Here is an 18,759-nt window from a genome sequence, read left to right on the forward strand (position 1 = left end):
CATTTGGAAATATATTTTTAGCAATGAAAAATTATTTCCTCCTTGCTTTATGCTGCATTTTTGGCAATCTCGGTGTTTACGGACAAGGTGAAGCTGCAAACTGGTTTTTTGGCAATCGTGCTGGGCTTCGTTTTAATGCAGACAATTCAATTACAGTTTTGTCAACGCCGGAAAATCCTATTCAAATTGTAACCAATGAGGGTTGTAGTTCTATGAGTGACGCCTTTGGAAATTTATTGCTTTACACTGATGGTAGAACTGTTTGGGATAGAAATCACTTAGTCATGCCAAACGGAAATTTTACACTTTTGGGAGATCCTTCAAGTACGCAATCCGGAATAATTGTACCAAATCCTGTTGATCAAAACATTTACTACGTTTTTACTGTTGACGAACCACATCATGAAAATGCTGCCGTTTATCCAAATCGCTTTTCTGGAAATTATTCCGATGGCGGAACTATTCCAAATGACGATGATGGATTTAACAACGGATTTAATTATTCTACTGTTGATTTTTCGGTTTCGGGAAGCAATGGAAGCATTGGCGATGTAATTTCGCTCAACAATCATTTAGTGACCTATGACACCGATGCATTAGGTGAAGAAATAAAGTATAAATGTTCGGAAAAAATTACAGCGGTAAAAACTAGAAATGGCAATGGTTATTGGGTTGTCACACATTTTGTTGATAAATTTTATGCCTTTAAAGTTGACGGAACAGGTGTAAACACAACTCCAGTAGTTACTCAAATTACACCGTTTATTCCAGTTACAGGATATCGAAGAAATGCAATTGGACAAATAAAAATTTCCCCTGACGGAAAAAAATTGGCCATTGCCCATCAACAGCAATCCACCGTTGCGGGTTCGTCAACTCCAGATGGTTTTGTGTATTTATATGATTTTGACAACCAAACCGGGATGGTTTCAAACCCTGTAATGTTGATCGATAATTTCAATCCATATGGTATTGAATTTTCACCTCAGGGAAAAAATATTTACATTACCTCAACTGCTGGTTTACATCAAATAAATATAGAAGATTTAAGCCTACCAATTTCAATGACCATGTTACAAAATGGCAACGTTGGCGCTTCTTTACAATTAGGTCCCGATGGAAAAATATACAAAGCTAACCTTAACTCTAATAGAATTGACTTGATTAGTAATCCCGAAATCACGGGAGTTGGTTGTGATTATCAACCTAATGCAGTAAATTTAGGAACCGGAAGATCTTTATTTGGTTTACCGCCTTTTATTACTTCGATTTTTAATTCTGCCATTACTGCCGAAAATTTTTGTTTAGGCGATATGACAAATTTTACCGTACAATCAAACGGAACCGTTGATAGCGTTATCTGGGATTTTGGCGATGGCAATACTTCCACTTCATTAAACCCTTCACATCAATATTTATCTCCCGGAAATTACACCATTTCCGTTGATCTGGTAGTAGAAGGTGTGGCAATAAATAATACCAAAAATATTATCATCTATCAACCGCCAACTGTCACCTCTGTAACGTTAGAACAATGCAGCCCTACAAATGTAGAAACTGGAATCATTTTCCCTCTTAACAATGCTATTGAACTATTGACAGGAAGCGACAACAACTTGTCGGTTACATTTTTCAATGATGTTTTAAATGCTACCAATCTCACTAACGCAATAAGTACACAATTTACTAATACAGCGAATCCGCAAAAAATTTATGCACGTGTAACCCACAATAATTCTGGTTGTTTTGTGATTTCAGAAGTAAATTTACAAGTCAACGTTTTCAATTATCCCACTATCGTAACCCAAAAGTGTGATGATTCCACAGAAGATGGTTTAACCAATTTTAATCTATCTGAAATTACATTTCCAGTTCCGGGAACAGCTGTTTTTTATGCAAATTTAAGCGATGCCTTTTTGCAACAATTTCCGCTAAATACTGCTTTCACTAATACCATTACCAACTCACAAATTATTTATGCGCAAATAAGTAGTGGAACTTCTTGCAATGCCATTTTTACAGTAGAGCTAAAAGTTTTGCCGCTTCCGCAAATTGAAAGTTCGGACGAAAAATATTTTTGTACCAACATTCCAAATTTTACGCTGCCATTACATTCTGGAATTCCTGCAAATCAGGTAGCCAATTATAGATTTGAATGGTCAACTGGCGAAACAACTGCTTCGATAAACGCTCCCAATCCAGGAATTTATAGCGTAGAAATTTTTAACGTAAATAACTGTAGTAAAACCCGCACAATTAACGTAATTCCGTCAAATGCCGCCATTATTCAAAATATTGAAATCGAAGACTTATCTGACAATAATACTGTAACAATCATTTTAGCAAATACTAGTATTGGTGATTATGAATACAGTTTAGATGCGCCAACAGGACCGTTCCAAGAGTCAAATATTTTTACAGATGTAGCACCAGGATTTCATACCGTTTATGTAAATGATATCAATCGTTGCGGCGTTTCGCAACAGGAAATTTCTGTAGTAAAAATCCCGAAATTTTTTACTCCAAACCAAGATGGCTTTAATGATACTTGGAATATCATTGGCGTAAACGCTGACTTTTTCTCTAACTCTAAAATTTATATTTTCGACAGATTTGGAAAACTTTTAGCAGATATTGACCCTAAAGGTCCGGGATGGAATGGCGTTATCAATGGCAGAAACCTTCCGTCAACTGATTATTGGTATTTGGTAAAATTGGACGACGGCCGTGTAATTCGAGGTCATTTTAGTTTGATTCGATAAAAAAATTCCCCAACAAAACTGCTGGGGAACATTTTAATCTTCATCTTCTTCCATCGTGTGAGAATTGGAATAATTTCGCCACTTCTGGATACATTCTGACATATCTGAAGGCATTTCGGTATCAAACCGCATCATTTCTTTGGTTACAGGATGTTCAAATCCAAGCGTTTTGGCATGAAGTGCTTGTCTTGGCAAAACTTTAAAACAATTATCTACAAATTGCTTATATTTAGTAAAAGTCGTCCCTTTTAAAATTAAATTTCCACCGTAACGTTCGTCATTAAATAAAGTGTGGCCAATGTGTTTTAGGTGAACACGTATTTGATGCGTTCTTCCAGTTTCCAATTTGCAAGAAACTAAAGTGACATACCCAAATCTTTCTAACACTTTGTAATGTGTAACCGCGTGTTTTCCTTCGCCATCAGGCACAACTGCCATTTGCATTCTATCTTTTGCATGACGAGAAATATCTCCCACAATTGTACCTTCGTCTTGGGTAACATTTCCCCAAACTAAAGCTACATATTCTCTTTCGGAAGTTTTTTCTTCAAATTGTTTTGCCAAATGTGACATGGCAAATTCTGTTTTGGCAACTACCAATAATCCCGAAGTATCCTTATCAATTCTATGTACTAAACCCGGACGTTCGCTACTATTTAATGGTAAATTTTCAAAATGGAAAGCTAAGGCATTCACTAAAGTTCCGGTATAATTTCCGTGTCCGGGATGCACAACAAGTCCGGCAGGTTTGTTAATCACCAGCAAAGAATCGTCTTCAAAAACAATATCCAGCGGAATATTTTCGGGAATAATAATATTTTCAAAAGGCGGATGTGATAATAAAACCCTTACCACATCAAACGCTTTCACTTTGTAATTTGATTTTACCGGAACATCATTTACATATATATTTCCAGCAGTTGCCGCTTGCTGAATTTTATTTCGCGTGGCATTTTCCACTAAATTCATTAAAAATTTATCAACCCGAAGTGGCGCTTGACCTTTTGCGGCTTCAAACCGGTAATGTTCAAAAAGTTCGTCTTCTAAAGTTTCTTCTGCTAAATTGTTCGGGTTCATTATTCGGTATCTTCTAATTCTTCTTGTGGAATGGTATCTTGCTGGGTTTCTTCAAAGCTTAATTTTCCGTCGCCTAAAACTAAGTCAATTACTGATGCTTTACGGATTTTTTCGCCAGGAATTAATTTTTTACCCCCCGAATGCATTTCTAAAACCATATCTTTTCCTAAATACGGTTTGTAAGTTTTTTTGCCTATTTCAAGTCCCAAAGCTTTGATAGTGGTTTCTGCCTGACGCAGAGTTTTTTCAATTAAATCTGGTACTTTTATCGTAGAAAAGTTCGAAGAATTTAATTTGATATAAATTTTTCTGCCTTCCTTTACTTTTGCTCCCGGAAGTGGATCTTGTAAAACAACAGAGGCTTTAGGAAAATTCGGGTTATAATCAACACTGTCGAGCATTACGTACTCTAAATTTAGCTCTTCTAATTTTTCTTCAACTTGCTGTTCTGTTAGCTTACGCAAATCCGGAACATCAATTTCATTTCCATGATCCGTTGCAAAGTTGAGCCATTGCATCATTAAAAATGCCAAAATTGCAACCACAACAGCTGCTAAAAAAAGTTGTAAAAAAAATGCTTTACTCGTCAGGTATTTTCCTAAGGTCATAAAAAAATGTTATTTGTTGCAAAGATATAAAAATATCAAAGGTTTTTCGTTTCGATAATTAGTGTAATTTTGTTTTATGTTGATGGTGATTTCAGACAACAATGATTAGCATTAACTTTAAACTTTAAACTTTAAACCTAAAAATGAACGTAGCTGTTGTAATGGGAGGTTATTCGGACGAATCTGTGATTTCGCTTCGAAGCGGTCAACTGATTCTCAAAAATCTCGATACTCAAAAATATAAAACGTTTGCCGTACATATTTTATTGGATGGTTGGCATGTGATTGTGGGCGAAAATAAATTTGCCATTGATAAAAGCGATTTTTCTTTTGACTTAAATGGCGAAAAAATAAAATTTGACGTCATCCTAAACACCATTCACGGAACTCCAGGCGAAGACGGACATCTCCAGGCATATTGGGAATTATTGGACATTCCTTATTCGGGATGTAGTTTTTACCAATCGGCTTTAACTTTTAATAAACGTGATACACTTTCAGTTTTATCAAAATTTGGAATTCCCAAAGCAAAATCGATTTATTTGACGAAAGGCGAAAAAGTTTCGGCAGAAAAAATTGCAACAGAATTAGGGTTACCATTTTTTGTAAAACCCAATCAATCCGGAAGCAGTTTAGGCGTTTCGAAAGTGAACCGTATTGAAGATTTCGAAAAAGCATTAGAATTTGCATTTGCCGAAGACAACGAAATTTTGATTGAATCGTTTTTAAATGGAACCGAAGTTTCTGTTGGCGTTTTGAAATACAAAGGCGAAACGACAGTTTTAGGTTTAACCGAAATTGTTTCGGAAAATGATTTTTTTGATTACGAAGCCAAATATTTAGGAAAATCTGAAGAAATCACGCCAGCAAGATTAGACGAAAACACCGAGAAATTGGTTCGTGAGATGGCAAAAAAAGTGTATGATTCTTTGGCAATGAGTGGTTTTACCCGAAGTGAATTTATAATCATGGATGGCATTCCACATTTTTTAGAAATTAATACCAATCCTGGCTTGGCGCCTCAAAGTATTTTTCCGCAACAGGCTGACTATGCCAAAATCAATTTTTCGGATTTATTGGATAACGAAGTTGAACTGGCTTTAAATAGAAAAAGTTTATGGAGAAAATAGTTGGTAGTAATTTTCTTAACTTTACAAAAAATAGTATATGTTTGATTATAAACAATATATCGAAATAAATTCGGCAATTCGTTTCGGGAAACCAATCATCATTGGAACAAGAATTACTGTTTTTGATGTTTTGAATTGGCTTGCTAACGGAATGTCCATAACCGAAATTATCGAAGATTTTCCTGAACTAACTGAGAACCAGATCAAAGCTTGCCTTTCTTATGCGGCAGATCGTGAACATAAAATTCAGATTGCTTCGTGAAATTACTTTTCGACCAAAATATCCCATTTCGAATTCTTTCAAAAATAAATTCAGAATTTGCAGAAGCTCAACAAGGTAGAAATCTTGGAATTGAAAACTTTTCTGATGTGGAAATTTGGAAATTTGCGAAAGTAAATAATTATACGATTGTAACGTTCGACGCAGATTTTTTTGATTTAGCAAATTTAAAAAGACATCCGCCCAAAATTATCTGGCTTCGACTCGGGAATAGCAAAACTGATTATCTAGCGGAAGTTTTAAATTCAAAAAGTTCTATTATTAAAGAATTTATCGCTTCCAAAGAATTTGCAGAAACTGCCTGCCTCGAAATTAAATAAATTTATGGAAAAAATAGCTGTATTTCCGGGATCGTTCGACCCGATTACTTTAGGTCATTTTGATATTATTAAGCGAAGTATTCCGCTTTTTAACAAAATCATTGTGGCGATTGGTGTTAATGCCGAAAAAAAATACATGTTTTCTTTAGACGAAAGAAAAAAATTTATCGAAAATGCTTTTGCCGATGAACCTACCATTGAAGTCACTACTTATGAAGGTTTGACGATTGATTTTTGCAAAAAAAGAAATGCAAAATATATTCTTCGAGGTTTGCGAAATCCCGCAGATTTTGAATTTGAAAAAGCAATTGCCCACACCAACAGAACTTTGTCTAACATCGAAACCATTTTTCTCTTAACCGCAGCCGAAACTTCGTTTATCAGTTCGAGCATCGTGAGAGATGTGATTCGCAACAATGGCGACTATAAATTATTAGTTCCACAATCGGTTAGATTAGAAAAATAATTCCAAAAAAATTACTTAAATATCATGAGCTTAGAAAAAAATTTATTGTCGCGAAGTGGTGGCAAATGCGAAATCTCGGGGGAAACCGAAAACTTGAAAGTTTTTGCTGTACTTCCGTCAAGAACCAATGATTTGCAAGACCATGTTTTGTTAAACCAAAATTTAATTGACCAAATTGAAAATCCTGAAACAATGGATGAAAATTCTTGGCGAAGTTTAAGTGACAGTATGTGGAGCGAACATCTACCAGTACAAATTATTTCTTGGCGAATATTAAGCTGTCTTCAAAAACATGAATTGCTAGACCAAATGTATCTCGAAGAAGACGATTTAAATTGGGCAAAAGCAACAGGTGAAGGTGAAGATGACGAAAATAAAATTATCCACAAAGATTGTAATGGCGTGACTTTACAGACCGGAGATTCAGTAGTTTTAATCAAAGATTTAAAGGTAAAAGGTTCAAGTATGATTGCCAAACAAGGAACCGCAGTGAGAAATATTCGCCTTGACCACGAAAATGCAGAATATATCGAAGGAAAAGTTGACGGACAACAGATTGTGATTATTACGCAATACGTAAAAAAGGTCTAAAAGTTAAGGTTTAAAGATTAAGGTATAAAGATTAAGGTTTAAACTTTCGACTTTAAACTTTCTCAAACAACAACTTAATATTTTCGTAAGAATTTTTAAGCGCCGCCGGAATTTCTTCTGGTGAAAGCCATGCTACTTTTTCAATTCCTTCTTCGGCTTGAGGCAAAGGCGTTCCTACAAAGTCAGTTTTCATTTGAAACCAATGCGTTACTTTTAATCGGTATTTTCCATTTCTGAAAAAAATGTGATAAGTTTTCAATAATTTCTCGGTAATTGTTAATCCTGCCACTCCAGTTTCCTCCTCCACTTCGCGAATAGCCGTGTCTTCAATAGATTCGTTTTTTTCAATTCCGCCTTTGGGCAAATCCCATTTTCCGTTGCGATAAATAAACAAAATTTTTCCTTCGGTATTGTAAACCAATCCGCCACCCGCTTTATTTACCGGAATTTTTTCTTTAAGCTTTTTCATAATTTCCTTTTCATCAGGATGATACAAATAAGCTTTTTTAATTTTATCTTGAAACATATTCACAATAAACTGGTGAATATCTACACTTTCCAATAAAAAAAACTGAAAATCGGTTTCTTTAATGATTTGATTGGTTAAAAAAAGTGGTTTATCGTTGACAAAAACTTTATACATTTGTACTATGATTTTTAATAAAGACACCGCACAGAAAACTGCCGAATTGCTTTTACAAATAAATGCAATTAAATTGAATCCTAAAAATCCTTTTACATGGGCTTCGGGATGGAAATCGCCAATATATTGCGATAACAGAGTTACTTTGTCTTTTCCACCTATCAGAAATTACATTAGAGAAGAATTTGCCAAAAATATAGAAAAACAATTTGGCAAACCTGATGTAATTGCTGGAGTAGCCACAGGAGCTATTGGTATTGGGATGTTGGTTGCCGAATATTTAGGTTTACCATTTGTGTATGTTAGACCAGAACCCAAAAAACACGGGCGGCAAAATCAAATTGAAGGATTTTTGCAAAAAGGTCAAAATGTGGTGGTAGTTGAAGATTTAATTTCTACCGGAAACAGTAGTTTACAAGCCGTGGAAGCTTTAAAGCAAGCAGGTGCAAAAGTAAAAGGAATGGTCGCAATTTTTACTTACGGTTTTGAAATTTCTATCGAAAATTTTAAAAAAGCAAATGTGGAATTGTACACTTTAAGCAATTATGAAAATCTGCTTACTCTTGCTGTCGCCAAAAACTACATTACCGAAAAAGAACAACAAACATTGGCTTCATGGAGCCAAAATCCGGCAGAGTGGAATGCTGAAACTACTTTATAAAATTAAATTATGAATTTACAAAGCGCAAAAGTTAGCCTCAAAAAACCTGCTCAATATATTTTTGAACAATTAAACGATGTTCGAAACTTTGAAAAATTAATGCCCGAAAATATTGCAAAATTTGAAGTTACTGATAGTGAATCTTTTATTTTTGGTTTAAAAGGAATGCCCGAAATTAAACTTAAAAAGAAAGCTCAAACCGAATTTACCCAAATCGTTTTAGGTGCTGCAAGTGATAAAGTTCCATTTACATTAACTGGAAATATAACCCCAACGGACGATGAATCGAGTGATGTGCAACTTTTTTTTGAAGGCGAATTCAATGCCATGATGGCAATGATGGTAAAAGGTCCCATTAGTAAATTTATTGAAACCTTAGTTTCAAATATGCATAAGCTATAAAAAAAAATTCAAGTTAATTAGAAAAGCCTTTCCTTAACGAGAAAGGCTTTTGTATTGGATTATTAAAATATTAACCTTTACTAAATTTTTATTTGCTAAATTTGTTAGTTTACTACCAAGATGTTTTATAATGAAAAATGAGTTTACCATATTCTACACTGACGATGACTTAGAGGATCAAGAATTTTTCTCTGAAGCCATTGATGGTATCAAAGAAAAAATAGAATTGGTTACACAAAATAGTGGAAATCAGTTACTCAACGATTTAGAAAATCCACCACCTAACCCGCACGTGGTGTTTTTAGATTTAAATATGCCCGGACTAAATGGTTTACAAACATTAGAAAAAATACGTTCTATTGGAAAATTTAAAAAACTTCCAATTGTGATTTTTTCAACATCTGGTGACGAAGAAACTATTAACCAAAGCCGAAATTTGGGCGCTAGCTTTTACGTTAAAAAACCCAATGATTTTAATTTGTTAACAAAAACAATCCAGTTTGCCCTTAATATAAATTGGGAAACTTATATTCCAACAAAAGAGAATTTTGTATATTTAGCTTAAAATAATTTATGGACGTTGACACCACCACATCCCTTACATTTTTAGACAACCTTCGAGAAACAACCAAAGAATCCCACTTGTTCTTAGAATCTTTACCAGTTTCCAAATCTATACTTAGCCCGGAAATTGATATAAAATCTTACAGTTTGTACCTCAATTTAATGCTAGACGTAACACTTGCTCTGGAAAGCGAAGTTTTTCCGTTGATTAAAAACGAAGTTGATAATCTTGAGCTTCGCAAAAAATCTTCAGCTATTGAAAATGATTTGAATCAAATTAATCAATCTCGAAATTCAAGAAACTTTTCCTTTAACATTGATGCCAATACCTCAGTTGGTTTTGCCATGGGAATCATGTATGTTTTAGAAGGTTCAACCCTTGGTGGAAGATTTATTTTAAAAAATATTTCCGAAAAATTAAATTTAGACGAAAATAAAGGCGCGTCTTATTTTTCTGGGTATGGTAACAAAACCGGAAATTTCTGGAAAAACTTTTTAGCTAATCTCACTAGTTTTGAAGCGGAAAATAATGCGGAAATAACCATAATAGAAGGTGCCGATTTTGCATTTAAAAAAATTGCACAACATTTAAACAAGCCTGAATTTGCCTAAGTTTTTATGAAAATTAGAGATATAGTTAACCGCGAAATCGTTAACCTTAAAAATTGCGAATTCGAGCCCATTCATATTCCCGGAAGCATCCAACCCCATGGATTTTTAATTGCAATTCATCAAGAACATCATACCATCGACTTTTGCAGCGAAAATATCGATAAGTTTCTCGATACAAACGTCAAAACGGTGTTAGGTAATCGATTCTCAGATATTTTCGGAACCATTGCGTTACAATCTGTTATAGAATATCTAACCGAAAATCTGTCGCATTCTGCAAAGTTATTAAAGTTAAATATCAAAGAAAAAAAATTCCTTTGTACTGTTCATATTTCTGGTAATCAAATCATTATAGAAGCAGAACCAGAACTCGAAATTAAGATTCAAACGGATGTTTATGACCAAACGGCTCGATTTTTATCTTACATGAATGATACCGCGTCATTACAAGAATTATGTCAACAAGTGGCAAATGGAACAAGAGAAATCACCGGCTATGACCGTGTAATGATTTATCGTTTTGACAAGGATTATAACGGCGAAGTTTATGCCGAAAGCGTTCGTGAAGATCTTGAGCCCTTTTTAGGATTACATTATCCTCATACAGATATTCCGGTACAAGCCCGGGAATTATACTTAAAAAATTTGTTGCGTTTAATTACCGACATTCATTACCAGCCCGTTCCTATTTTTACGGCAGATGACGGAAACCATGACAAAAATCTAGACTTGAGTTTATCCATTTTACGAAGCACCTCACCTATCCATGTTCAATATTTACAAAATATGGGAGTTGGTGCCACACTTACCATTTCTTTGATTTACAAAAAAAAATTATGGGGCTTAATTGCTTGCCATCATTATAGCCAAAAAAATATTTCGCCAGATGTACGATTGGCTGCACAATTACAAGGTCATTTTATCACTTCACAAATTGATATTAGGCAATCAAATGAAGAGTACGATTTAGCTCGAAAATCGATAATGGCGGTCGAAAAATTAAATGCCTACAACTTCCCTGGAACAGAAAATTCATTCAGAGAAATAGTGGAAAAGCCAGAACTACTGGAAATTTGCAACGCTTCGGGGGCGGCAATTTTTTTCCGAAAAAAAGTATATTTAAACGGTAAAACTCCTTCTAAAGAAACCATTTCGGATTTAGCAAATTGGCTGACTAAATATACTAAAAACACCTTATTAATCACCAATAATTTAAGCGAACTTCTCCCCGAAAATTTGTCGTATATTCCGGAAGCCTCGGGAATCATTTATCAATCTTTAAGTATTGAAAGTACTGATTGCATAATGTGGTTTAGACCCGAAACCATTTCCGAAGTAAACTGGGCTGGAGATCCTACAAAAGCCATTATAAAAGATCAAAAGGGACTTTCGCCTCGAAATTCATTTCAATTATGGAAAGAAATTGTAAAAAATAAAAGTAAAATATGGTTACAACCCGAAATTAATGCTGCCAAAAGTTACGTTCATTCTTTGCAAAAACAAATCCATCTAGTAGTCGTTACACAAGAAGAAGAACGTTACCGTAAACTGAACGAAATTCTTAAGGAAACAAACTCCGAACTAGAAAATATAAACTGGATTAGTACCCACGATTTACAGGAACCGCTTAGAAAAATTCAAATGATTTCGTCACGATTACTTGGGAGAGATGACGAAAAATTTTCTGAAGTTGTCATTAACTCCGTGACAAGAATGAACAATTCCGCCAATAGAATGCAAACGCTTTTAATAGATATACTAAAGTACACCCGAATTCAGCACATCGACCAGTCTTTCGAAGTGTTAAATTTGAATGAAATTTTAAACGAAATAGTAAAAGATTTGAGTGATCAAATCGAAGAAAAAAACGCTGAAATTGTCATTGACGAATTGCCTAAATCTATTGGAATACTATTTCTGGTTAAACAGCTTTTTTCTAACTTGATACAAAACTCACTAAAATATTCAAAAGAAAACAAACCCCTAAAAATTCACATCACGGGTGAAAAAATTTTTATTGGAAAACAAGAATATGTAACATTAAAATTCACCGATACCGGCATAGGTTTTGACCAAAAATTTGCCCAATCTATTTTTAATATATTTAGTAGACTGCATGGTCAGGAAGAGTACAAAGGTTCTGGTGTGGGGTTAGCACTCTGCAAAAAAATCATGATGGTTCATAAAGGCACCATTGAAGCAGAAGGTAGAGTTAATGAGGGAGCTACATTTAAGTTAACGTTTCCACAGGAGGAATATTAGTAAAGCATTTTAATTTCTTTAATATTATAATGTTTAATGGTATCATCTGCCAGCAGTACAACTAATTTCCCAAAATTGTTTACCCCTTGAATAATACCCATAACCTTTTGGCCATCTAGAGTTTCAAAAGCCATGGGGATATTTTTCTTATATAAATATTGATGATATTTATTCCAAATTAAAGTAGTATTCTCGTTCATAACGCTTGAAATATTTCGACCTAAGTTATGAAGCAATTCAAGCATCAACTTAGTTTTATCAAATTCTACTCCCGTAACAGTTAAAAGCGAACCCGCTTGAGGCAAATGGTTAAAATCTTGCTGATTTACATTGATACCAATTCCAACTATCGAAAAAATTTCGCCGCCATTCCTAATCATGTTTTCAATAAGAATTCCGCCAACTTTTTTATTCCCTGCCAAAATGTCGTTTGGCCATTTTATGGCTAGATTGTCTATTTTAAGTATCGATAAAGTTTCGATAATACTCACAGCAACTGCCACGTTAAGATGAAAAATTGCATTAATATCTAACAACAAATCTTTTACTAATACACTAAAAGTTAAGTTTTTACCCTGTTCTACCAGCCATTGAGACCCCATTTGTCCTCGTCCATTAAACTGATGTTCCGCTGTTATCACAGTTAAATTTTCGACAAATTGCTTTTGTACTAATGATTTTAAATAATCATTTGTTGAATGAATGGCATCGAGTTTGATAATATTCATTTGATTTTTTCTCTTTTGCTTTTAATCTTGTGTTAAGGTTCAAAAATAAAGACAAAAAACAATAACTTTGCGAAAACATAAAAAAATTAAATGGCAAAAAAAAATATAAGCACTGATGAGCTTTTAGCACACATCATCAAAGGCATTGAAGAAGTAAAAGGTAATGACATTGATATATTAGATTTACGCGCTATAGATAATACCGTATGCGATTACTTTGTAATCTGTAACGGAACTTCCAATACACAAGTGAACTCCATTGTAAATTCTGTACAAAAAATAGTTTCCAAAGAACTTAAAGACAAACCATGGCACGTCGAAGGAGCGGAAAATGGTGAATGGGTTTTAATGGACTATGTAAATATTGTGGTTCATGTGTTCCAAAAACATATCCGTGAATATTACAACATCGAAAGTCTTTGGGGAGATGCCAAAATTACCACAATTGAGAACAAATACTAAATAGCAAACAAGCAATGGCTAAAGAAAATAATAATAACAACCCAAGTCCGAAAAAAAACAAAGTTAGCCCGTGGTGGATTTACGGCGGACTCATTTTGTTCTTCCTTGCCTTAAATTATTTAGCAACAGGTGGTTCGAGTCTTGAGGAGGCGAGTAAAATAAAAACCTCAGACTTTAACACTTTACTTCAAAGTGGACAAATTGATCGTGTGGTAATTTATAACCGTACAGAAGCGGAAATATTTTTAAACAAAGAAGGATTAGCAGACCCAAAAAATGCCAAAGTAAAAAATGACATTTTTGATAATCCAAATAATGGCCCCCACTATTCAATTGAAGATGTGGGCGACATTAAGTCCTTTCAAGAAAAATTAGAAACCGCAAAAGCTGAAGGAAAATTAAAAGATTTCGATTATAATTCAAAAAGCGATTGGGGCGGAATTTTCTTAACCCTACTCCCTATTCTGATTTTTGTAGCCATCTGGCTATTCATCATGAGAAGAATGTCTGGTGGCGGTGCCGCTGGAGGTGGTGGACAAATTTTCAATATCGGAAAATCAAAAGCAAAACTTTTTGACGAAAAAAACGATGTAAAAGTTACTTTTAAAGATGTTGCCGGATTAGAAGGCGCAAAAGAAGAAGTTCAAGAAATCGTGGAGTTTTTGAAAAACCCTGAAAAGTACACCAATTTAGGAGGAAAAATTCCTAAAGGTGCTTTACTTGTTGGACCTCCTGGAACCGGAAAAACCCTTTTGGCGAAAGCCGTAGCTGGTGAGGCAAAAGTGCCATTTTTTTCTCTTTCAGGTTCGGATTTCGTAGAAATGTTTGTAGGAGTTGGAGCATCTCGTGTAAGAGATTTATTTAAACAAGCTAAGGAAAAATCGCCTTCAATTATTTTTATTGACGAAATTGACGCCGTTGGTAGAGCCAGAGGAAAAAACAATTTTTCGGGGTCTAACGATGAACGTGAAAATACACTCAACCAGCTTTTGACCGAGATGGACGGTTTTGGAACTAATACGAATGTAATTGTTTTAGCAGCAACCAACCGTGCGGATGTTTTGGACAAAGCTTTAATGAGAGCCGGACGTTTTGACAGACAAATTTTTGTAGATCTTCCAGACATTCGCGAGCGCAAACAAATTTTTGAAGTGCATTTAGGTCCGCTGAAAAAAGTGGACGGATTAGACACCAGCTTTTTAGCCAAACAAACACCTGGATTCTCTGGAGCTGATATTGCAAATGTTTGTAATGAAGCGGCACTTATTGCTGCCAGAAAAGACAAAAAAGCTGTGGACAAGCAAGATTTTCTTGATGCCGTGGATAGAATCATTGGTGGTTTAGAAAAGAAAAATAAAATCATATCTCCAGAAGAAAAACGTGCCATCGCCATTCATGAAGCCGGACACGCTACAGTTTCTTGGATGCTAGAACATGCCGCTCCATTAGTTAAAGTTACAATTGTACCGCGAGGACAAAGTTTAGGAGCCGCCTGGTACTTGCCAGAAGAAAGACAAATTGTAAGACCTGACCAAATGCTCGACGAAATGTGTGCCACAATGGGAGGTCGTGCAGCTGAAAAAGTAACTTTTAATAGAATTTCTACTGGAGCTTTAAGCGATCTTGAAAAAGTAACCAAACAAGCAAGAGCAATGGTTACCATTTATGGATTAAATGAAAAATTAGGAAATATCACTTATTACGATTCCACAGGACAAACGGACTATAATTTTTCAAAACCATACTCTGAAGATACCGCAAAAATCATTGACAAAGAAATTTCTGATTTAATTGAAGGTCAATACCAAAGAGCAATTAATATTTTAGAAGAAAATAAAGACAAGTTAAACCAACTTGCTGATATTCTGATAGAAAAAGAAGTTATTTTCAAAGACGATTTGGAAACAATATTCGGAAAAAGAGCATTTGGCAATCACCACGAAGAAATTTTTGAAGAATAAATAAATTTATTTTACCGCAACATTTAAAAATCTTAATTCAAAATCCTTTTTTTGAATTAAGATTTTTTTATCTTTGATTTGAAATGAATTATTCAAACAGATTTTTGACCCGTATTTATGAGTCTTTTTAAAAAACTTTTTGGCACAGGAGAATCCTCAGAAGAGGAAAGAGATGAAAAGCAGAGTCCTTTCAACCCGGAGGCTGTAATTCCTGTTGATGAATTATTTACACTCAATTTTAAAAAGAACGGCGGTAAATTTCTTTATTGCGAAAATCTTGATGAAGTTAAAGATCATTTTGAACATATTTTAGAAGAAAATGACTGGTTTGAGTCCGAAGCATTATGTTTTGAACAAAAATTATTCTCTCTTTTAGAAGAAAACAAATTAAATTATACGAAACCTCAACAACCTAAATTTCTGTTCGCTAGTTGCGAAAACTTAATTGCTGATGAAGGTTCTGTATTATTTTCATCAAATCAAATCAAACAAAACAAGCCAAACGAATTACCGCCAAACATTATTATTCTCGCTACCACAAGTCAAATTTTGGCATCAAAAAGTGACGGTTTGAGAGAAATAAAAAAACGTTACGACAAAGAATACCCAACAAATATCACCACCATCAAATATTTCGAAAAAGCTAAAGAAGAAGATTTTCTACAATACGGAAGCGTGGCAAAAAACTTGTATTTGTTGCTTTTAGAAGACCTTTAAGATGCGTGAAACCTTAACCAGAAGTCTATCGGGATTGGTTTATATCGTGTTGCTCATTGGTGCAGCGATTTATTCAATAGAAAGTTTTAAAATTCTTTTCGGGATTTTTCTGCTCATTGCCGTAATTGAATTTTGCGTACTCATCAACCTCAAAAAAACAATTCCGCTATTAATTTCAGGAACATTGTACACACTTTTTGCATTAATTCCAGAAATCACGGGAACGCAAAAATTAATTCTCGCCTTTGTTACTTTATTCGTATCGTTGCGATTGTTTAGGTTTGTCTTTAGCAACAACCTTATTCGATTTGATCATTTGTCAAAATACGTTTTAGTCATTGGATACCTGATTTTTCCGATCATCATCATCACTTTACTTCCTTTTTCTGAAGGCGTTTACAATCCAAAAATAATTATTGGTATCTTTATCTTGATTTGGACCAATGATACTTTTGCTTACATTGTAGGAAAATCCATCGGGAAAAGAAAATTATTTGAGAAGATTTCGCCTAAAAAAACAATAGAAGGTTTCTCCGGAGGATTGATTTTTGCCATGATTGCAGGCGTCGTAATTGCTATTTTTTACCTAAAACAAGAAATATTTTTGTGGGTAATCACCGCCATTTTATGTGGAATCATGGGAACCGTGGGCGATTTAGTAGAGTCTAAATTCAAGCGATTAGCAGGAGTCAAAGACAGCGGCAAAATTATGCCGGGACACGGCGGTATTTTAGACCGATTAGATAGTATTTTATTTGTAGCTCCATTCATTTTTTTGTTTTACCAAATTTTAAATTATGCTTAAATTTCATAAAGAAGGCTCAAAAATCATCATGATTGCATGTGCTATCGTGGTTGCCATTATTTTAGCAGCAGATTCACTTTTAATTAACAGAGCCGCAATCATGTCGGTGCAAATTGTTTCGTTAGTTTTTCTTATCTTAGTATTACAGTTCTTCAGAAATCCAAATCGAAACACGCAAATATCTGATAAACAAATCATTGCTCCTGTTGACGGAAAAGTTGTGGTGATCGAAGAAGTTTTTGAGCCGGAATATTTTAAAGACAAACGATTAATGGTTTCAATTTTTATGTCGCCAATCAATGTCCACGTTACTCGATATGCCATGAACGGAATTGTGAAATATAGCAAATATCATCCCGGAAAATATTTGGTAGCTTGGCATCCCAAAGCAAGTGAAGAAAATGAACGCACAACGGTTGTGATTGAAAATGAAGTTTTTGGAGAAGTTATGTATCGCCAAATTGCTGGAGCACTTGCCCGAAGAATTGTAAATTATGCCAAAGAAGGAACTCGAGTAATTCAAGGTGAAGATGCCGGATTTATTAAATTTGGTTCACGTGTAGATTTATATTTGCCGTTAGGAACTGTTGTAGATGTAAAATTGAACCAAAAAGCCAAAGGAGGAATTACTGTAATCGCCAAAAAATAATGAGCGAAAAAGATTTAGAAATCCGTTTTGCGGAAGCATATGAAATCGCCTCAAACATGACAGAAGCGTTACCGCAAGATGTGATGTTAAGAATTTATGCGTATTATAAACAAGCCACACAAGGAAATGCCATGCACGCCAATTATTCCGGACATGATTTACGCGATGCCTTTAAAATTAATGCTTGGATGCAAATCAGTCATTTAACTTCTGCGGAAGCGAAAGAACTTTATATTGAAACAATACAGTCACTAATTAAAAAATAAAATTATGAAAAGAACAAAATTATTGTTGTCAGGAATGATTTTCACAATGCTTTTAACGTCTTGCGGAAAAGAAAAACAATTAGAAGAAGTGGAAGTTCCATCCCCTGAAAGCAGACAAGAAACTTCAACTGAAATGGGAAATCCTGAAGATGTTGCGGCAGATCCTGGAACATTTCAAATGATGAAACTTCCTTATAAATATGACGCTTTGGAACCACATATTGATGCCAAAACAGTTGAAGTGCATTATTCAAAACACCACGTGGGATATGTAAATAATTTAAACAAAGCCATCGCTGGAACTGAACTTGAAAAACAAACTATTGAAGATATTTTAGGCAAATTAGATTTAGAAAACAAAGCCGTTCGTAATAATGCTGGAGGTTATTGGAATCATAATTTATACTGGGAAGTAATGGCGGCAAACAAAGGCGGACAACCAAGTGGCGCTTTAGCGGAAGCTATAAATAAGGATTTTGGCTCGTTTGACGCTTTTAAAACGCAAATTTCTGAAGCCGCAAGTAAACAATTCGGTTCAGGTTGGGCTTGGCTTGTGGTGGATAAAACCGGAAAATTAGCTGTAGGAAGTACCGCTAATCAAGACAATCCTTTGATGCCAGGTCAATCCATTTCGGGAACGCCTATTTTAGGACTTGATGTTTGGGAACATGCCTATTATTTGAAATACCAAAACAAACGACCAGACTACATTGAAGCATTTTTCAAATTGGTTAACTGGGATGTGGTTGCTAAAAAATACGAAGCCGCAAAAACACCCGCTCCAAAAGTATAA

22 protein-coding genes are annotated in these 18,759 nt (G+C 34.7%); 18 read left to right on the forward strand and 4 right to left on the reverse strand.

Annotated features, from left to right (window positions below):
• Positions 1-23 precede the first annotated feature (23 nt).
• Positions 24-2,762 (forward strand): T9SS type B sorting domain-containing protein, encoded by a 2,739-nt coding sequence (locus GV828_RS08785; RefSeq protein WP_166537113.1) that lies wholly within the window; start codon positions 24-26, stop codon positions 2,760-2,762.
• A gap of 33 nt (positions 2,763-2,795) precedes the next feature.
• Here GV828_RS08785 and GV828_RS08790 read toward each other — a convergent pair whose 3' ends face one another.
• Positions 2,796-3,839: an RluA family pseudouridine synthase gene (locus GV828_RS08790; RefSeq protein ID WP_166537114.1), complete on the reverse strand. Its 1,044-nt coding sequence runs from the start codon at positions 3,837-3,839 to the stop codon at positions 2,796-2,798.
• Complete coding sequence (locus GV828_RS08795) at positions 3,839-4,447, reverse strand: PASTA domain-containing protein (protein WP_166537115.1); 609 nt, start codon at positions 4,445-4,447, stop codon at positions 3,839-3,841. The genes GV828_RS08790 and GV828_RS08795 overlap by 1 nt, the downstream gene beginning before the upstream one ends.
• Positions 4,448-4,590: 143 nt before the next feature.
• On the opposite strand from GV828_RS08795, the gene GV828_RS08800 reads away from it, so the two are divergent.
• The 5 genes from GV828_RS08800 to GV828_RS08820 are packed head-to-tail and all read left to right on the forward strand — an operon-like array spanning position 4,591 to position 7,234.
• Positions 4,591-5,577 (forward strand): D-alanine--D-alanine ligase, encoded by a 987-nt coding sequence (locus GV828_RS08800; protein ID WP_166537116.1) that lies wholly within the window; start codon positions 4,591-4,593, stop codon positions 5,575-5,577.
• 37 nt (positions 5,578-5,614) lie between these two features.
• On the forward strand, positions 5,615-5,839 hold the full coding sequence (locus tag GV828_RS08805; protein WP_166537117.1) for a DUF433 domain-containing protein: 225 nt from the start codon (positions 5,615-5,617) through the stop codon (positions 5,837-5,839).
• Entirely contained in the window at positions 5,836-6,177 is a 342-nt protein-coding gene (locus tag GV828_RS08810) for a DUF5615 family PIN-like protein (protein WP_166537118.1), read from the forward strand. The genes GV828_RS08805 and GV828_RS08810 overlap by 4 nt, the downstream gene beginning before the upstream one ends.
• A 4-nt stretch (positions 6,178-6,181) precedes the next feature.
• Entirely contained in the window at positions 6,182-6,643 is a 462-nt protein-coding gene (coaD, locus tag GV828_RS08815; protein WP_166537119.1) for a pantetheine-phosphate adenylyltransferase, read from the forward strand.
• A 24-nt stretch (positions 6,644-6,667) separates the two neighbouring features.
• Positions 6,668-7,234, forward strand: coding sequence for a PhnA domain-containing protein (locus GV828_RS08820; protein WP_166537120.1), 567 nt, complete (start codon positions 6,668-6,670; stop codon positions 7,232-7,234).
• A gap of 52 nt (positions 7,235-7,286) precedes the next feature.
• Here GV828_RS08820 and GV828_RS08825 read toward each other — a convergent pair whose 3' ends face one another.
• On the reverse strand, positions 7,287-7,877 hold the full coding sequence (locus GV828_RS08825; protein WP_166537121.1) for an NUDIX hydrolase: 591 nt from the start codon (positions 7,875-7,877) through the stop codon (positions 7,287-7,289).
• 7 nt (positions 7,878-7,884) lie between these two features.
• Between GV828_RS08825 and pyrE the strand changes: the two genes are divergently transcribed.
• The 5 genes from pyrE (at position 7,885) to GV828_RS08850 (ending at position 12,378) form a co-directional block, all read left to right on the forward strand.
• Complete coding sequence (gene pyrE / locus GV828_RS08830) at positions 7,885-8,538, forward strand: orotate phosphoribosyltransferase (RefSeq protein WP_166537122.1); 654 nt, start codon at positions 7,885-7,887, stop codon at positions 8,536-8,538.
• Between the two features lie 9 nt (positions 8,539-8,547).
• Positions 8,548-8,940, forward strand: a complete 393-nt coding sequence (locus GV828_RS08835; protein WP_166537123.1) for an SRPBCC family protein — start codon at positions 8,548-8,550, stop codon at positions 8,938-8,940.
• A gap of 130 nt (positions 8,941-9,070) precedes the next feature.
• Entirely contained in the window at positions 9,071-9,505 is a 435-nt protein-coding gene (locus GV828_RS08840) for a response regulator (RefSeq protein ID WP_166537124.1), read from the forward strand.
• A gap of 8 nt (positions 9,506-9,513) precedes the next feature.
• Positions 9,514-10,116 (forward strand): biliverdin-producing heme oxygenase, encoded by a 603-nt coding sequence (locus GV828_RS08845; protein WP_166537125.1) that lies wholly within the window; start codon positions 9,514-9,516, stop codon positions 10,114-10,116.
• Between the two features lie 6 nt (positions 10,117-10,122).
• Entirely contained in the window at positions 10,123-12,378 is a 2,256-nt protein-coding gene (locus GV828_RS08850; protein WP_166537126.1) for an ATP-binding protein, read from the forward strand.
• On the opposite strand, the gene GV828_RS08855 is transcribed toward GV828_RS08850, so the two are convergent.
• Positions 12,375-13,106: a biotin--[acetyl-CoA-carboxylase] ligase gene (locus tag GV828_RS08855; protein WP_166537127.1), complete on the reverse strand. Its 732-nt coding sequence runs from the start codon at positions 13,104-13,106 to the stop codon at positions 12,375-12,377. The two genes, GV828_RS08850 and GV828_RS08855, sit on opposite strands and share 4 nt — an antisense overlap.
• A gap of 90 nt (positions 13,107-13,196) precedes the next feature.
• Here GV828_RS08855 and rsfS point away from each other — a divergent pair, with 90 nt between their 5' ends.
• The 7 genes from rsfS (at position 13,197) to GV828_RS08890 (ending at position 18,759) form a co-directional block, all read left to right on the forward strand.
• Positions 13,197-13,568 (forward strand): ribosome silencing factor, encoded by a 372-nt coding sequence (gene rsfS / locus GV828_RS08860; RefSeq protein WP_166537128.1) that lies wholly within the window; start codon positions 13,197-13,199, stop codon positions 13,566-13,568.
• Between the two features lie 14 nt (positions 13,569-13,582).
• Entirely contained in the window at positions 13,583-15,529 is a 1,947-nt protein-coding gene (gene ftsH / locus GV828_RS08865; RefSeq protein ID WP_166537129.1) for an ATP-dependent zinc metalloprotease FtsH, read from the forward strand.
• Between the two features lie 117 nt (positions 15,530-15,646).
• Complete coding sequence (locus GV828_RS08870) at positions 15,647-16,246, forward strand: LUD domain-containing protein (RefSeq protein WP_166537130.1); 600 nt, start codon at positions 15,647-15,649, stop codon at positions 16,244-16,246.
• 1 nt (position 16,247) lies between these two features.
• Positions 16,248-17,051: a phosphatidate cytidylyltransferase gene (locus GV828_RS08875; protein ID WP_166537131.1), complete on the forward strand. Its 804-nt coding sequence runs from the start codon at positions 16,248-16,250 to the stop codon at positions 17,049-17,051.
• A complete protein-coding gene (locus tag GV828_RS08880; RefSeq protein WP_166537132.1) occupies positions 17,044-17,700 on the forward strand; it encodes a phosphatidylserine decarboxylase family protein in 657 nt (218 codons plus the stop codon). The genes GV828_RS08875 and GV828_RS08880 overlap by 8 nt, the downstream gene beginning before the upstream one ends.
• On the forward strand, positions 17,700-17,966 hold the full coding sequence (locus GV828_RS08885; RefSeq protein WP_166537133.1) for an acyl-CoA-binding protein: 267 nt from the start codon (positions 17,700-17,702) through the stop codon (positions 17,964-17,966). Before GV828_RS08880 ends, GV828_RS08885 begins: the two co-directional genes overlap by 1 nt.
• A gap of 4 nt (positions 17,967-17,970) precedes the next feature.
• The gene (locus tag GV828_RS08890) at positions 17,971-18,759 is read left to right on the forward strand and encodes a superoxide dismutase (RefSeq protein WP_166537134.1); all 789 of its coding nucleotides are present in this window, start codon (positions 17,971-17,973) and stop codon (positions 18,757-18,759) included.

It is taken from the genome of Flavobacterium ichthyis (assembly GCF_009915155.1).
GTDB lineage: Bacteria > Bacteroidota > Bacteroidia > Flavobacteriales > Flavobacteriaceae > Flavobacterium > Flavobacterium ichthyis.

Excerpts from the sequence above, each read along its gene's own strand:
- GV828_RS08785 (WP_166537113.1), top strand. The coding sequence starts at position 24 with ATGAAAAATTATTTCCTCCTTGCTTTATGCTGCATTTTTGGCAATCTC.
- GV828_RS08790 (WP_166537114.1), bottom strand. The coding sequence starts at position 3,839 with ATGAACCCGAACAATTTAGCAGAAGAAACTTTAGAAGACGAACTTTTT.
- GV828_RS08795 (WP_166537115.1), bottom strand. The coding sequence starts at position 4,447 with ATGACCTTAGGAAAATACCTGACGAGTAAAGCATTTTTTTTACAACTT.
- GV828_RS08800 (WP_166537116.1), top strand. The coding sequence starts at position 4,591 with ATGAACGTAGCTGTTGTAATGGGAGGTTATTCGGACGAATCTGTGATT.
- GV828_RS08805 (WP_166537117.1), top strand. The coding sequence starts at position 5,615 with ATGTTTGATTATAAACAATATATCGAAATAAATTCGGCAATTCGTTTC.
- coaD (WP_166537119.1), top strand. The coding sequence starts at position 6,182 with ATGGAAAAAATAGCTGTATTTCCGGGATCGTTCGACCCGATTACTTTA.
- GV828_RS08820 (WP_166537120.1), top strand. The coding sequence starts at position 6,668 with ATGAGCTTAGAAAAAAATTTATTGTCGCGAAGTGGTGGCAAATGCGAA.
- GV828_RS08825 (WP_166537121.1), bottom strand. The coding sequence starts at position 7,877 with ATGTATAAAGTTTTTGTCAACGATAAACCACTTTTTTTAACCAATCAA.
- pyrE (WP_166537122.1), top strand. The coding sequence starts at position 7,885 with ATGATTTTTAATAAAGACACCGCACAGAAAACTGCCGAATTGCTTTTA.
- GV828_RS08835 (WP_166537123.1), top strand. The coding sequence starts at position 8,548 with ATGAATTTACAAAGCGCAAAAGTTAGCCTCAAAAAACCTGCTCAATAT.
- GV828_RS08840 (WP_166537124.1), top strand. The coding sequence starts at position 9,071 with ATGAAAAATGAGTTTACCATATTCTACACTGACGATGACTTAGAGGAT.
- GV828_RS08845 (WP_166537125.1), top strand. The coding sequence starts at position 9,514 with ATGGACGTTGACACCACCACATCCCTTACATTTTTAGACAACCTTCGA.
- GV828_RS08850 (WP_166537126.1), top strand. The coding sequence starts at position 10,123 with ATGAAAATTAGAGATATAGTTAACCGCGAAATCGTTAACCTTAAAAAT.
- GV828_RS08855 (WP_166537127.1), bottom strand. The coding sequence starts at position 13,106 with ATGAATATTATCAAACTCGATGCCATTCATTCAACAAATGATTATTTA.
- rsfS (WP_166537128.1), top strand. The coding sequence starts at position 13,197 with ATGGCAAAAAAAAATATAAGCACTGATGAGCTTTTAGCACACATCATC.
- ftsH (WP_166537129.1), top strand. The coding sequence starts at position 13,583 with ATGGCTAAAGAAAATAATAATAACAACCCAAGTCCGAAAAAAAACAAA.
- GV828_RS08870 (WP_166537130.1), top strand. The coding sequence starts at position 15,647 with ATGAGTCTTTTTAAAAAACTTTTTGGCACAGGAGAATCCTCAGAAGAG.
- GV828_RS08875 (WP_166537131.1), top strand. The coding sequence starts at position 16,248 with ATGCGTGAAACCTTAACCAGAAGTCTATCGGGATTGGTTTATATCGTG.
- GV828_RS08880 (WP_166537132.1), top strand. The coding sequence starts at position 17,044 with ATGCTTAAATTTCATAAAGAAGGCTCAAAAATCATCATGATTGCATGT.
- GV828_RS08885 (WP_166537133.1), top strand. The coding sequence starts at position 17,700 with ATGAGCGAAAAAGATTTAGAAATCCGTTTTGCGGAAGCATATGAAATC.
- GV828_RS08890 (WP_166537134.1), top strand. The coding sequence starts at position 17,971 with ATGAAAAGAACAAAATTATTGTTGTCAGGAATGATTTTCACAATGCTT.